The sequence below is a fragment of the Flavobacterium quisquiliarum genome (assembly GCF_019308285.1).
GTDB lineage: Bacteria > Bacteroidota > Bacteroidia > Flavobacteriales > Flavobacteriaceae > Flavobacterium > Flavobacterium quisquiliarum.
On the sequence record NZ_WWEM01000025.1, the window covers coordinates 40,361 to 55,148 of the forward strand.

Annotated in this window: 10 protein-coding genes; 9 read left to right on the forward strand and 1 reads right to left on the reverse strand. The window is 33.9% G+C overall.

Translation table 11 applies throughout. The annotated features are described in order from the left end of the window. Nucleotides 1–29: 29 nt before the first annotated feature. Complete coding sequence (locus GSY47_RS11575; protein WP_219071366.1) at nucleotides 30–455, reverse strand: hypothetical protein; 426 nt, start codon at nucleotides 453–455, stop codon at nucleotides 30–32. A gap of 945 nt (nucleotides 456–1,400) precedes the next feature. Between GSY47_RS11575 and GSY47_RS11580 the strand changes: the two genes are divergently transcribed. The 9 genes from GSY47_RS11580 (at nucleotide 1,401) to GSY47_RS11620 (ending at nucleotide 14,638) form a co-directional block, all read left to right on the forward strand. Further along, on the forward strand, nucleotides 1,401–1,943 hold the full coding sequence (locus GSY47_RS11580) for an RNA polymerase sigma-70 factor (RefSeq protein WP_179003296.1): 543 nt from the start codon (nucleotides 1,401–1,403) through the stop codon (nucleotides 1,941–1,943). A gap of 135 nt (nucleotides 1,944–2,078) precedes the next feature. After that, on the forward strand, nucleotides 2,079–3,227 hold the full coding sequence (locus tag GSY47_RS11585; protein ID WP_179003297.1) for a FecR family protein: 1,149 nt from the start codon (nucleotides 2,079–2,081) through the stop codon (nucleotides 3,225–3,227). Between the two features lie 208 nt (nucleotides 3,228–3,435). Continuing rightward, nucleotides 3,436–6,708, forward strand: coding sequence for a SusC/RagA family TonB-linked outer membrane protein (locus tag GSY47_RS11590; RefSeq protein WP_218651401.1), 3,273 nt, complete (start codon nucleotides 3,436–3,438; stop codon nucleotides 6,706–6,708). An 87-nt stretch (nucleotides 6,709–6,795) separates the two neighbouring features. After that, the gene (locus GSY47_RS11595; RefSeq protein WP_218651402.1) at nucleotides 6,796–8,181 is read left to right on the forward strand and encodes a RagB/SusD family nutrient uptake outer membrane protein; all 1,386 of its coding nucleotides are present in this window, start codon (nucleotides 6,796–6,798) and stop codon (nucleotides 8,179–8,181) included. A 22-nt stretch (nucleotides 8,182–8,203) separates the two neighbouring features. Next, a complete protein-coding gene (locus GSY47_RS11600; RefSeq protein WP_179003300.1) occupies nucleotides 8,204–8,959 on the forward strand; it encodes a DUF4843 domain-containing protein in 756 nt (251 codons plus the stop codon). Nucleotides 8,960–8,991: 32 nt separating this feature from the next. Further along, nucleotides 8,992–10,557 carry a PKD-like family lipoprotein gene (locus GSY47_RS11605; protein ID WP_179003301.1) on the forward strand — a complete coding sequence of 522 codons (1,566 nt, stop codon included), beginning with the start codon at nucleotides 8,992–8,994 and terminating at the stop codon, nucleotides 10,555–10,557. A gap of 81 nt (nucleotides 10,558–10,638) precedes the next feature. After that, a complete protein-coding gene (locus GSY47_RS11610) occupies nucleotides 10,639–11,793 on the forward strand; it encodes a peroxiredoxin family protein (protein WP_179003302.1) in 1,155 nt (384 codons plus the stop codon). 6 nt (nucleotides 11,794–11,799) lie between these two features. After that, a complete protein-coding gene (locus tag GSY47_RS11615; RefSeq protein ID WP_219071367.1) occupies nucleotides 11,800–12,987 on the forward strand; it encodes a TlpA family protein disulfide reductase in 1,188 nt (395 codons plus the stop codon). Next, nucleotides 12,977–14,638: a S1C family serine protease gene (locus tag GSY47_RS11620; RefSeq protein WP_179003304.1), complete on the forward strand. Its 1,662-nt coding sequence runs from the start codon at nucleotides 12,977–12,979 to the stop codon at nucleotides 14,636–14,638. Before GSY47_RS11615 ends, GSY47_RS11620 begins: the two co-directional genes overlap by 11 nt. Nucleotides 14,639–14,788 lie beyond the last annotated feature (150 nt).

A 14,788-nucleotide genomic window follows, 5' to 3' on the forward strand; every position in this document is an offset into this window, starting at 1 on the left:
GTTTTATTTTGTTTTTGAGAATGTTAAATTTAGTAACCGTACTGGTAGCCAGAACCGCCGCCTCCGTAATCATATTCAGGAGTGGTGCCGGCCTCATAGTTGTAAATAGTACCGCTCGCGCCTTCATCCCAGTTTCCAACAATTTCGAACGGTGTTCCGGTAGGATCCCACGAACCTTCGAAATTATTAAATAGATCCCAAGGGTCTTCAAATGAATCATGAAAATCAATATTTACATTTGCTGACCATGTAATATCGCCAACGCTGTCAACAGTGAAACTTCCCTGGGCATTACCATTAATTGTTGCGGCCCCTATGGCAAAAGCATCACCAGTAAAGTCGTAAGCATTATTGAAGTTATACTGCACAGGTCCGCTTGAATTGGTTTGAATGCCATGAGATTGAATGTATGAAATAATTGAAGCTTCAATTTGAGCATTTACTCTTCCCATCATCTCTGTGTATTCGTCACTTTCTCTTATGTAAAATAATGACTGATTAACATCAGTTAATAATAAGTGCTAAACCGCTGTAAACTTAATGTTTACAGCGGTTTTTCTTTTTTGTTCCCTATTGTTTCTGCTATTTTTTAATCTTTTTTGCCTTTTATTTGTACCTTATTTGTACCGGCACTTAAAAGGCGATAAAGTGGTACTTATGTGTACTTGTGGTCTATAAATGACGAGAAATAGTCGATTAAAAGATTAAATAAAGAATGTCTATCTGCGGGGAAGAATTTCTGTCCAAAAGGGTGGCTTCTGCTTACTGCTCGACTAAATGCAGCAAGAAGGCATACAAAAAACTCTAAATACTATAATGAATTAAGAAACACCAGTATTATTCATTTTTTGCTTAAAATACATCCAAAATATTGGATACTATATTCATTGTAGCAAAGCTTTTAAAAACACCCAATTGACATTGCTTTAAATTTTATGATAAATAATAAAGAAGCCACAATTCGTATCAAGATTTGAGGAGGATTGATTTTAGTTGTCCACAATCTTAACTTCTAGTTGAAAAAAAATGTATCACTCTAATTTTAGAATTTTGAAGTAATTGATAGTTCATTTCTTAGGAAATTTTCTGAAATAATTTTTCAGATTAAGAAATTTCTGAATCATAAAGTTTGAATCAAGATATTAGTATAATATTCTAATTTTTACAAGTTTCTTATTATTAGATATTTAAAAGGTATTAATGTCATTTAGATAGAAAAATGAGAAAAAGCAAGGTATTAATATCTATTAACTTTATAGAGTTTGTATATATTTGTGTACTTTAAATTTAAAATTTTTAATTAATTTTTAAATGTTTATATTGAGCCGCTGTTTTACAGTGTAATCTTACATTTTTTATTTTTAACTATTTTGAATTCTTAATATTTTTCAGCCGCAGAAATGAAAACATTAACATCGAAAGAGTATAAGTATATATTTGATAGTATGTACACTAGTTTGTGCCTGTTTGCTAACAAGTATATTGAAAATCTTGAAGCCTCACAAGATTTAGTGCAGGATGTTTTTATTAAGATATGGGAAGAAAAAATTGTCTTTACGAATGACAAAGCTATTAAATCATATCTATATACAGCAGTTAAAAATCAGTCCCTCGATTATTTAAAGAGTGCTTATGTAAGAACAACTAAATCTTTAGATGTAGAAGATATATCTAAATGGGAGACGGATCAGTTTTTTCATAGTGAAGTGGTTATCTCCGATACAAATCACATATTAGAGAATGCCATAACAGCATTACCTGAAAAATGTGCTCAAGTCATAAGATTGAGTATGAAAGGAATGACTAACCCAGAAATTGCTGAGGAACTTGAAATTTCAATAAATACTATTAAATTACAAAAAAAGATTGCCTACAAGCGTTTGCGCCCTTTATTAAAAGATTATTTCTTTTTATTCGCTTTTATAGCCGAATTAAAAAATTAGCTACAAATTATACAGTGATAACTTGTTTTTGTTATCGATATTTAGGTGTTTTTGTAAAAACATTAAAAAAAATATTTTTTTTTTTCTATACCCACTTTATCTTTTTAGTCGTCTTAGTATAAAAAAGAAACTAAAATGACGACTTTAAACAAACTTTATAAACTTTCAAGACAGATTGCTCTGTCTCTGGTCAAAGAAGAAGATCAAAAAGAATTAAAAGAGACGGATCTTTTTGAGCAAAAGTATAAAGATTACATTTTTGAAAACATAAACAGTCCTGAAAAAAGAAGACAGCGACAGTTATTAGTACAACAAATAAATAAAAAAAGGGCTTGGAAAAATGTACAAAAAGCCATTGGCGTAGCTAAACCCCCTATATGGAAGTATGCCGCCGCTGCCGCAGTAATTGTCTTAGGAACTCTATTCTATTTTGCTCAGTACAATTCAGCAGGAAAAATTGAAACCACAGTTGCATCTGGTAAACCTGCTATTGCACCAGGTACAGATAAAGCGACCTTAGTTTTAGGAAATGGACAGACTATCGTTTTAGGAAACGGAAATACTTATAAGGGCAATGGAGTAGCTGCAAATGATAAATCAGTAACCTACTCAGATAATAATGCATCTATAGAGTACAATTATCTAACCATTCCGCGTGCAGGACAGTTCTCTTTATTATTAGCAGATGGAACAAAGGTCTGGCTTAACTCTGAAACCAAGCTGAAATTTCCAAATCATTTTATCGACGGTAAGCCTCGTTTTGTAGAACTGGTGTATGGTGAGGCTTATTTTGAAGTATCTCCAAGTTCAGCTCATAAAGGGTCACACTTCAATGTAAAAACCAAAGGACAAAATGTTGAAGTACTCGGTACCCAATTCAATATCAAAGCCTATAAAGATGAAGAAAATCTAATAACCACCTTAAAAGAGGGGAAGGTTGTTATTGATTATGCCGCTAAAAAAGAACAACTAAGCCCTGGAGAACAATCTGTCGTAAATGTAATGGCTTCTTCTTTAAGAATAACTCCTGCCAATCTAGACAGGGAATTAGCTTGGTTAAATGGTCAATTTGTTTTTGATAATTTGACATTAAAAGATATTGTAAAAGTTCTATCCCGATGGTATGATGTTGAATTCATTATCAAAGATGAAACGATTAAAGATGAAAAATTTAAAGGACAATTTAGTAAAAATCAAAACCTTGAAGTGATACTAGAATTAATCAAAACTACTAACCAAATTAAATCCTATGAAATAAAAGAAAAGACTGTAATTTTTAAATAAATATAAAAAGAGGGAAAGCATATAAACTTTGGCCGGTGTATAACAATCCCCCTTTTTGATTCCCAATGACCAATTATTTTTAATAACCAATCACCATTACAAATTTATGAAAATTAACCAAACCATTTTTCGTCCCTCTTATCGGGATCGATATTTTATTTTTATGATTCGAACCATATTGTTATTTAGCTGCCTCACTGCTTTTAGTATGTCGCCAACAATAGCTTTTTCTCAGAATGAAAAAATTGTGATAAAGAAAGACGTGACAATTAGTGTTAATGAAATATTTGACTTAATTATCCAGCAAACCAATTACAATTTTATCTATTCTCAAGATTTGTTTTTAAATGCACCCAAGGTAAATTTAAAAAAGGGAACAGTTAAAATTTCAGATTTACTTGAAAAGTGTGTTACAGCTAATAAGCTTGAGTTTTCATTAGCTGGAAATAACACTATTGTAATCAAACCTTCTCTTGTAGCAATTCCGCGTAATTCTAATCAGCAAATAGAAATTCAGATATCTGGTATTGTAACAGATGTTAAGGGTTTAGCTATACCAGGAGTAAGTGTAACTTCAAAAAAGACAAAGTCTACTGAAGTTACAGATTTGAATGGACAATTTACTATACAAGTTGCTGAAAATGATATTCTTCAATTTTCATATATAGGTTATAAAACTAAAGAAGTTGAAATTTTTAATAATAAGCAGATTAAAGTAGTTTTAGAAGAAGATGTTACGGAACTTCAGGCTGTAAAAATTGTATCTACAGGAATCTACACCAGAAATAAAGAAAGTTTTACCGGCGCGGCATCTACATTTACTGCCGCTGAATTGAGAACTATAGGAAATCAGAACTTAATTCAAAGTTTAAAAGTACTAGACCCCTCATTTGTTCAGATTGATAATATAGCTGCTGGATCGAATCCTAATATTTTACCAGATGTACAAATCAGAGGAGCTAACAGCTTACCAGGTTTAAGTGGCGAATATGCAAATAACCCTAATTCCCCATTGTTTATCTTGGATGGGTTTGAGACTACTCTGCAGAAAATTTACGACCTGGATATGAACAGGGTAGCCGCTGTAACGATCCTTAAAGATGCCGCTGCAAAAGCTATTTATGGATCCAGAGCGGCAAACGGAGTTGTTGTAGTTGAAACTAAAAGACCTCAAAAAGGGAAACTGAGAGTAAGCTATACGGGAGATTTAAATGTAACCGCTCCGGATTTGAGCAGTTATCATCTAACCAATGCTGAGCAAAAACTACAAGTAGAATTAAACGCAGGAAGGTATAGTTCTAGTTTTTATTATAGTGAACAATTACTTAAAGAGCAATATAATCGAACCTATGCTGAGGTAGCAAGAGGAGTTAATACCTATTGGCTTTCGCAGCCCTTAACAACAGCTGTGGGGCATAAAAGTACATTGTCTTTAGAAGGAGGAGATGATAATTTTACTTACGGAGCAGATTTAACATATAACTCCATACCAGGAGTTATGAAAGAATCAGGGCGCAGAACGACTTCGGGCAATATATTTTTATCGTATCGTGTGAGTGATTTCATTTTTAGAAATATTTTGACGGTTACCGGCAATCATGCTTACGATTCTCCTTATGGTTCATTTTCGGAATACACAAGATTAAATCCGTATTGGACACCATATGATGATAATGGCAATATTAAAAAATTATTAGGACAGTTTAATTCCGGATCTGGAACTCCTGTAAACTATTATAATCCATTATTTAATGCCATGTTAGGAACTAAAAATTTTAGTGATTACATTGATATTACCAATAATTTTCAAGCAGAGTGGACTGTTTCCAAGGCACTTAAAATTGTTGGTCGTATCGGCTATACGCAGATTCATGAAACCAGAGAAGATTTTTATCCTGCCAATCATACCCGCTATGCTGAATATTCGGAAGAAGATTTCTATAGAAGAGGGGATTATACCATAACCGATGGTATAAGCCATTCTATTAAAACAGATCTTACGCTAAATTATTCCAAAACGATCAATAAACACCTTTTTTATCTAAATGCCGGATGGAATTTATATGAAGTGGGAAGCGAAAGCCATGGTGTACATGCTCAAGGATTTTTAAATGACAGAGTTGATTATATAAATTTTGCAAGACAATATGCTCAAGATGGACGACCATCAGGTTCTGATGCTCTTACTCGTGAAACGGGATTACTTTCTGCATTAAACTATTCATATGATGACCGCTATTTAGCAGATCTTACCTATCGTTTGCAAGGATCCAGCATATTTGGTGCCGATAACCGCTGGGGGAATTTCTGGTCGGTTGGTTTAGGATGGAATATTCACAAAGAAAAATTCTTCAAACAAGATTGGATAACGCAGTTAAAATTACGCACTTCTACAGGATATACAGGAAGCCAGAATTTTAATCCCTATCAAGCCATGGCTACTTACAACTATTTTACAGATAGTTATTATGATAACATTGTGGGGGCAAAATTAATAGGTCTGGCAAACGATCAGTTGAAGTGGCAGCAGACGCAAGATTATAACTTTGGTCTAGATTTAGGGTTATGGAGCAAATTATCTTTACGATTTGATTATTACATAAGTCTCACTAATAACCTGCTAACACCTGTTTCAATGCCCGGATCAGTAGGGTTTAGCACTATTTCAGAAAATTTAGGCGAAATAAGAAATAATGGTGTCGATGCCACTTTAAACTATAAAGTATGGAGTAATCCTTCCAGCAATAGTTTTGTTAATTTATTTTTAAACGTTGGATCTAATAAAAACAAATTAGTTAAAATTTCGGATGCACTGAACTCAGTTAATGATGAATTAGAAGCAGATAGAGGCACATCTACAAAACCCTTTGTAAGATATCAGGAAGGAAAATCGACTACTGCTATCTGGGCTGTTCGATCTATGGGAATTGATCCTGCTACAGGGAGTGAAATTTTTGTAAAAAAGAATGGAGAGCTAACTTATGTCTGGGATCCAAATGATCAGGTAGCTGTAGGAGAATCTACTCCTAAAGTGCGAGGAAGTTTTGGATTTAATGCACAGTACAAAGGTTTTGGTATCAACTGCGCATTTTCGTATCGTGTAGGAGCCCAATATTACAATCAAACTTTAGTAGATAGAGTAGAAAATGTGGATATTCAATATAATGTCGATGAACGTGTATTTACTGATACATGGAAAAATCCAGGAGATAATGTCTTCTTTAAAGCAATTGGCCGTACTCCAACCCGAACCAACCCAAGTTCCCGATTTGTTCAAGATCTTGATGAATTACTATTGAATTCTGTGAATGTTTCTTACGATTTTAGAAATAAGAACTTTTTAGAAAAATCGCATTTAAGCAGATTAAGATTGACACTATTCGGTAATGATTTAGCAAGAATCTCAACTATTAGAGCCGAAAGAGGATTAGATTTTCCTTTTGCAAGAACGTTTTCTTTTTCTGTCCAAGCATCATTTTAAGTGATGCAATATTAACGTATAAAGTTTTAAACAATGAAAATATATAAAATATTTCTCCAAATAATAGTCTTAGCACTATCGCTAGTTTTGAGTTCTTGTACAGACTGGCTCGATGTTGAACCCAAATCCCAAGTTCGCGATAGTAATTTATTTTCGTCCGAAAGTGGCTTCAAAGAGGCATTGGCAGGCGTTTACACGACTTTGGCCTACGAACCATTATATGGAAGAGAAATGACCTTTGGATTAATGGGTGTTTTAGGGGCTGAATGGGATTTTCAAAGTATTTCTTATGACTTTGATAAAACCTATGATTATAAAAATAGTACTATATCTTTAAACAGAATTGATGCTATTTGGAATCAGATGTATAACGCAATAGCTAATGATAATAAATTACTAGAAGAAATTGATGCTAAAAAAGGAGTCTTTAGGGATAATAATTTTGACATTATAAAAGGAGAGGCTTTAGCACTAAGAGCATGGATTCATTTTGATCTTCTTCGTGTATTTGGGGCAAGCTACAAGGAAAACCCAAACAAATTATCGATTCCCTATTTCACAAAAGCCAGTAAGGGAATTGCACCGCAACTTTCAGTAGATGCCGTAATTACTAATGTTATTACTGATTTGAACCAAGCAGCAGAGTTATTGAAAAACGATCCTGTAGTAACAGGCCGGCAAATTACTATTGCAGATGATAATGGATATTTAATGAATCGTCAGGTGCATTTAAATTATTATGCAGTCAAAGGACTCTTGGCAAGAGCTTATCTCTACAAACAGGATTATGCTCAAGCAGTCTCAAATGCTATGGAGGTAATAAATTCAGCGAAATTCCCCTGGATTACTCAAAATAGTTTGGTAGATGCAAATAATGCAAACCTTATATTTTCTACGGAACATTTATTTGCTTTAAATATTGTTCGAATGAATACTATATATCAAAACTCGTTTACCACAACAGGTGGCAGTAATGTTTTTTATATGTTTCCTGCAACCAGAACCGAATATTACGATAGTAATTCAGATGATTACAGATATCTATACTGGTACAGAGCAAACAATGAAGGGAATTATTTTTTAAGAAAGTACGAACAATTAGAAAGTACAAGCTGGCCGACTGCTTATCGCAATAAAATGCCAATTATCAAATTGTCTGAAATGTACTTTATTGCCGCGGAAGCACTCAAAGATACAGATATTACAAAAGCTTCAGCCATGATTAATGAAGTACGAATACATAGAGGGTTAACCACAATGAATATTGATCGTACTGTATTTGATACTGTTTTATTGCAAGAATTTAGAAAGGATGTTATAGGTGAAGGACAACTCTTCTTTTTTCATAAAAGATTAAACTCAAGCCGTATTCCTCGTTCGCCAATTAATGATATAATAGCTATTAAAGGTTACAAATTACCAATTCCAATAAGTGAGCTTAATAACGCACCTGGCAGAGTAGATAATCAATAATTAAAAAACACATTTCATCACTATGAAAAATATAACATTTGCAATACTAATCTGCTCCTTGCTATTTATAGGATGTGAAGAGGAACCCAAATCAGTATTTCCTGAAGATTTCAGCGGACTGAATTTATGGTTAGGCACTAACACTACAAAACCAGATAGTTTGGAGTACAACTATGCTTTTAAATCACTTAACAGCGTCGACAGCATAATGTTTTCTGTTAGACTAACGGGATTCTCTAGTGCTCAAGACAGAACTTTCAGGTTAAAGCCAATAGGTGGAGATACCACTGTAATTTTAAAAGGAGTTCATTATAAGTTAAAGGACTATGTATTGAAAGCAAATACCTATCAAGATGTTTTTCCTGTTTATATTTATCGTTCTTCTGATTTTAAGAATAAGTCTGCTAAGATTGTTTTTGGTCTTAAAGAAAATGAAAACTTTAAAAAGGGAATTACAGAACGTTCTGATTTAAAAATTGTTTTCAAGGACAAATTTAGTAAACCGGCTCATTGGGATGTAGACCCGCTTCCTTATTACAGATTGTCTACCTTTTTCGGTGTCTACTCTGATGTGAAATTTCAATTTATTACAACCATAATCGGTGAAGCACCAGTATTCAAAGTTCGTTACACAGGCACACCGGTTCCTCCTAATGAAATTAGTTATACGCGTGCCCAGTATTATCAAAATCGCTGCAAAAGCGAATTGATAAAGTACAATCAAGAGCACAGTCAGCCTTTGAGAGATGAAAATAATGTATTAGTTGTTTTTCCATAATCTTTGGATAAGACTAATTAAAAAAAATAAAAATGAGAAAAGCAAATATATTTAAGTTGTACAGCTTCTTGTTTCTTATGATTACCATGGTTTCCTGTTATGATGATAAAGGGAATTATGAGTATCAAAAGTTAGATGAAGTAACTATTGATGTTTCTGAAATGGAAACCTCTTATTCTATTTTGCGTTATGATACCTTAACGTTAAAACCTAAAGTAATCTATAAGGGTACACAAGTAAATCCTGAAAACCCTCAATTTAAAGAGTTAAGTTTCAGTTGGGAAATGTATCCCGCCCAGATCAATAGAGATGTCCAGGAAAGACACGATTTAGCAACTACTTTACACCTTCATAAAGAGATTACGGCCAATGAATTAGTTTGGGAGGTGCTTTTTACAGTAACCAATACAAACACAGGAGTAAAAACATTTGCAAAATTTCCTGTGGCTGTCACTCCTTCTTTAGCCGAAGGCTGGATGGTACTCTACGAAAAAGATGGTAATACAGATGTTGGTTTGATAACTAATAATGAAATTTCTAAAACCGCCACTAATGAACGGGTGTATTATGATTTATATGCAAATGCTAATGGAGCTCCGATATCTGGTAAACCAGGTTCGCTAATTTATTCACTTGCTAACTTAACCGGAGCTCATGCTTTATATATACAAAGCACTAATGATGCTGTTCGCGTTGATCCCACAACATTTAGAAGTACTGCTGTTTTTAATGATAAATTATTTTGGACGCCTCCAGCAGTAAAAACTCCTGAATTTGTCAATGCAACTATAGCCAGAAAGGAATTTCTAATAAATAACAATCAGTTGCATGTGGTTGATTATACCATTATTGCACCTGGAGACAGAGCATTTAATGATGCATTAGCAGGCAGCTATGGAAAATTAGCACCTTGGATGGCAACTGCGACGAGTGCAGCTTTTGACGCAATTTTATATGACCAAACCAAAAAGAAGTTTGTAAAAGTGGTTTCCAGAGGCGCAGAAATTATTCCTATTGCAACTGCACAGGTTGCAACGGCAGCATTTGATGTCAATAATGTCGGTTTAGAATTAATCGATTCTGATTTAGGATTCAGCAATTTCGAACATATGCTTATGAAAGATGCTGTTGGCAGTTATTTTTTACTAACTGCAAATTTTATTGGCGGAGAGACCACTACAATTGGACGAGGTAAATATAACATGAGTTCGTGTCCCGAAATAGCAGGTGTTAATGCTATTGCCGCAGGGGCATATGGCGAAGTATTTTACTATAGTTCGTCTAATAATTTATATCAATTTAAATACACGCCTGGCACTACAGATAGACTTTGGACTCCTCCGGCAGGCGAAACCATAACAACAATTTCTTTACAAAAATATTATAATCAAAATAGAGCTACAGGTGTTATATATGATCCTAAGAATTTTTGTAAGATTTTATACATCGCAACGTATAATGAAAGCACAAAAACAGGATCGGTTTATCAAATGGGGGTAAATGAAACCAATGGGGCAATAATAACTGGTACAGAAAAAAAGTACACAGGGTTTGGTAAAATTAAAGCCATGGCATGGAAACCATTTATTGTCAGGTAATCGATTTTATCCCGATACGCCACAAATGTATCGGGATAAAATAATAAGTAATTAATAACAAAAAACAATAAAACTAAATAAATGAAAAAGTTTATAATTTCAGTGATAATGTGTTCTGCTGCAATTGCAGTTAGTGCACAAGATTTTACCATTAAAGGAAAAATTAAAGGACAAGGTAACGAGCAAATAATTGTTCCTGGGCCTGAAGGAGATATTAAAGTACAAGCAAAAAATGATGTATTTGAATTGAGCGGTAAAGCCACAGATGAGCCTATCGTTACTCAATTAAGAACAAGTTACGATCGCAACATCTATTTAGGTGGAGGTAAAACAGGGATGTATATGCCAGCTCCAGGTTTAGAAATTGTCCTTAGTAAAGGAGCAAATATTACTGTCAATGGTAATGTAGAGGAACTGCATCTGGCTGAAGTAACAGGCGATATCCATAATGACGGTTTTACAAAACTAAGAAAAATACAAGCCAAAAACATAAAAGAAATGATGGCGCTTCAACAACAATTCACGGAAATACGTATGATGGGTATTAAAGAAGAGACCGAGAAGCATGTAAAAAAGATGATGGCCAACCGAAAGGCTATTGAAGATGGTAAAAATGCTTTTATTAAAGAAAATCCCGATTTACTTGCCAGCATTTATTACTTAAATCAAACATCCAAAAGTTATTCTGAAAGCGAGTTGGAACAGGCATTCAATGCCTTGTCCCCAACATACAAAAATACCAGATATGGTCTGGGGATAAAATCTAAAATTGAGGCCAATAAAATAATAAGCGATGGTGGTGCGATGCCTGATTTTACCAAACCTGATGTAAATGGTAAGCTGGTTAAACTTTCCGATTTTAAAGGAAAATATGTACTGTTAGATTTTTGGGGCAGCTGGTGTGGCCCGTGTCGTGCAGCTAATCCTCATTTAAAAGAATTGTATGCTAAATACAAATCGTTAGGTTTTGAAATCTTAGGTGTTGCAAGTGAAAAAGTTCAAAGTCAGACTATAGCTGAAAAAAATTGGAAAGGTGCTATTGAAAAAGACGGGTTAACCTGGACAAATGTTATTAACAACGAAATTAATCTAAAACAAGATGTTGTTGAAATGTATAGTATAGAAGCATATCCTACACAAATTTTATTAGATAAAGAAGGACGATTAGTTAAACGTTGGAAAGGCGCAGGACACGAAGAACTAGATCAAACATTAAAAGAAATATTTAAACAATAAGTTATTATGATACAATTAAAAAAATTATCCCCTTTTTGTCTAAGTTTCATTTTTTTCTTTTTCGCATCATTTTTCTTACAAGCACAATCAGAGAAATCAATTCTTATTCATGGACACGTTCAAAATCTAAACCCGGAGATTTTTAAAAAATACAATAAGATCTGGTTATATGAAGGAATTGGAAATCAAAGAAAACTTATCGATTCAACAGAAATAAATGAGCAGGGAGATTTCAAACTAAAAACGAATAAAAAACAAACGCTGTATTCCTTAGATATTTTAAAATGGCAGACCGCATCTTTTTGGGCCGAGGCAGATGTAAAAGTTTCGGCTCGTGGTTATGATACGTCTAAATTTAAAATGAAAAATTCCGGTTTTGTTGAACTGCAAAGTAGCTCTAAAGCAACTAAAATTATTAATGCGGCTGATTACAATCAATATCTTGCTTCCGAAGAAATGAAAATATTGAATGATGAATGGCTAATGGCAAACCGTACTGCACAGCAGGATTCAACCTGGAGAAAGCATATTAAGAGTGACGGATTTATTAAAAAATCAGGTGAATTTAACAGACTTCGTTTGGAGAACTTTATTGAAGTTAACTCGGATAGTCCTGCCATTGCTTATTTACTGAGTTTGTATCCTACTGATGCTGATAGTGCGTTTTTTGAATCAAATATACAACAAGCACTAAAAAAATATCCACAATCTGAGAATCTGAAATATCTGGATAAGGAGTATCAAACCAAAAAGAATATTCGAAATTCATTAAAAAATAAAAGTCAGATACCTTCATTTGCTTATCCTTCTCCTAATGGAGATGTAATCAGCATAGAGTCTTTTAAAGGTAAATATGTTCTGATTGACTTTTGGGCAAGCTGGTGCGGTCCCTGCAGAAAAGCCATTCCTGCGGTAAAAGAACTTTACGCTAAATATAAAGACAAAGGATTCGACGTGTTGAGTGTTTCCGTAGATTCTAATGAAGAAGCATGGCGCAAAGCTATGGCACAAGAAAATATGCCATGGTCCCAAGTGTTAAGTCCCGATAAAGAAAAGACTCTAAAAGAATTTATGATTGTAGGTATACCAACCTTATTTTTAATTGATAGAGAAGGTAAAATAATTCAGAAATTTACTGGTTTCAGCGAATCCTTAAAAGACCAGTTAGCTAAAGCAATTGAAAGTGAAAAGTAAAAAAACAGCATTTGTTCTACTGAAAAAAATATTTGTATTGCTGCTGTTAACCCACAGCGTTTTAACAGCACAGAATACAGAAATTCAAGATAAAGCCATCAAAAAAGTTTTAGAAAAATCATATCCCGCAGCTGTAAAGCTGTGGGGTATTGATAGTTTAAACTTAAAACAAAACAGCCCGCAGTTTTCGGGTGTCGTCGTGACACAGGAAGGAATTATTTTAACCGCAGCTCATGCAATTCATCCAGGTAATTTTTACAGGGTACATTTTCCTGATGGAAAAACGGTGAAAGCTAAAGCTATGGGAAGAATGGGAATTAAATCGATGCAAGGAAGACCGGATATAGGAATGCTTAAAATAATTGATCCGGGAACTTATCCTTTTGCTGAAATGGGCTGGTCTGACAGTATGAGTACTGATAATTTGTGTATCAGTATAGCTTATCCAACAACACTCAATCAAGATATTCCAACAATACGTGTAGGTAAAGTAGCAACCGTGTTAGATCCATGGGGATTTATGGTTTCAACCTGCAAAATGGAACCGGGGGATTCTGGAGGGCCGCTTTTTGATAATCTGGGAAGAGTTATTGCAATTCATAGCCGTATAGCTATAGATGAAGACATTAATTACGAGTCACCGATCAATCTTTTTAGAGAATATTGGGACAATTTATTGCAACCGATAAATTACGCAGAATTACCTTCAAATAAACAACAGTTTACATCTGACGCTTTAAAGGATAAACTTATCAATAATGTAAGTATTCCATCATATAGTTTAGTAGCAAAAGGCACAGTTGAAATAGTAAGCAAGGTTGATAGGGCAGAAGTAGTAGCTTTTGGCACGCTTATTAAACCCGAGAAAAAATCAGGAAAATTCACATGGATTGTTACCAAAAGCAGTCTGCTGATAAACGATTTTTTAGTTAAAATTGATGGTAAATTTTACAATGCAAAAGTTTTTACCACTAGTCTGCCAAATGATTTAGCACTTATAAAAATCAATAAAATTGATAAAGAAGCCATTTCTAAAACTAAAGTTGCTAACTCATTTGAAAATCCTGGAACAACCCTTGTCAGTTTTTTAAGTGATAATAAAAATGAATTAAGTTCATTAGGATCTAGAGTCTTTGAATTTAAGACTAAACCTGCTAAAGGTTACTTTGGTGCAGGTGCCAATTTTATTAAAGGAAATATAACTATTACGAGTTTAGGCCCAGATAGTCCAGCAGCAAAAGCAGGTCTTAAGGTACAGGATCAGGTTAAATTTATTAACGGAATTGCTGTTATTAAACCTGAAGATTATGGTAGGGAATTAATGCAGTATGCGGTTGGAGATACTATTTCGATAAAGGGATTAAGAAACGGAGAAGAGTTTGATTATGCTGTAGTATTAGGAGAATCCCCTTTAAGTGATCATCCTGCCAATAAATTTCAGGGTGGTAGAAGTGAACGATTTGATAACTTTGAATCTGTTTTTGCTCATGATGCAAAGTTACAACCTCATCAATGTGGAGGACCTGTTTTTAAAACTGACGGAACTTTTATGGGAATTAATATAGCTCGGTTTAGCCGCACTTGTTCTCTGGCAATACCCGCTGAGGTGATTTTTAGTTTTGTAGAATCCTCTTTAAATACTGAAATTTAATTCATCTTAAAGAAAACGACTGTCTTGCTATACCGCAATCAAAAATAAATATTGTTCTTATATACCAAAATAAACCGAGTTAGAAATAACTCGGTTTTTTTATGTCTATAGATGAATTTAGATATGTGAATCGGTTTGTCTAACCGCAGT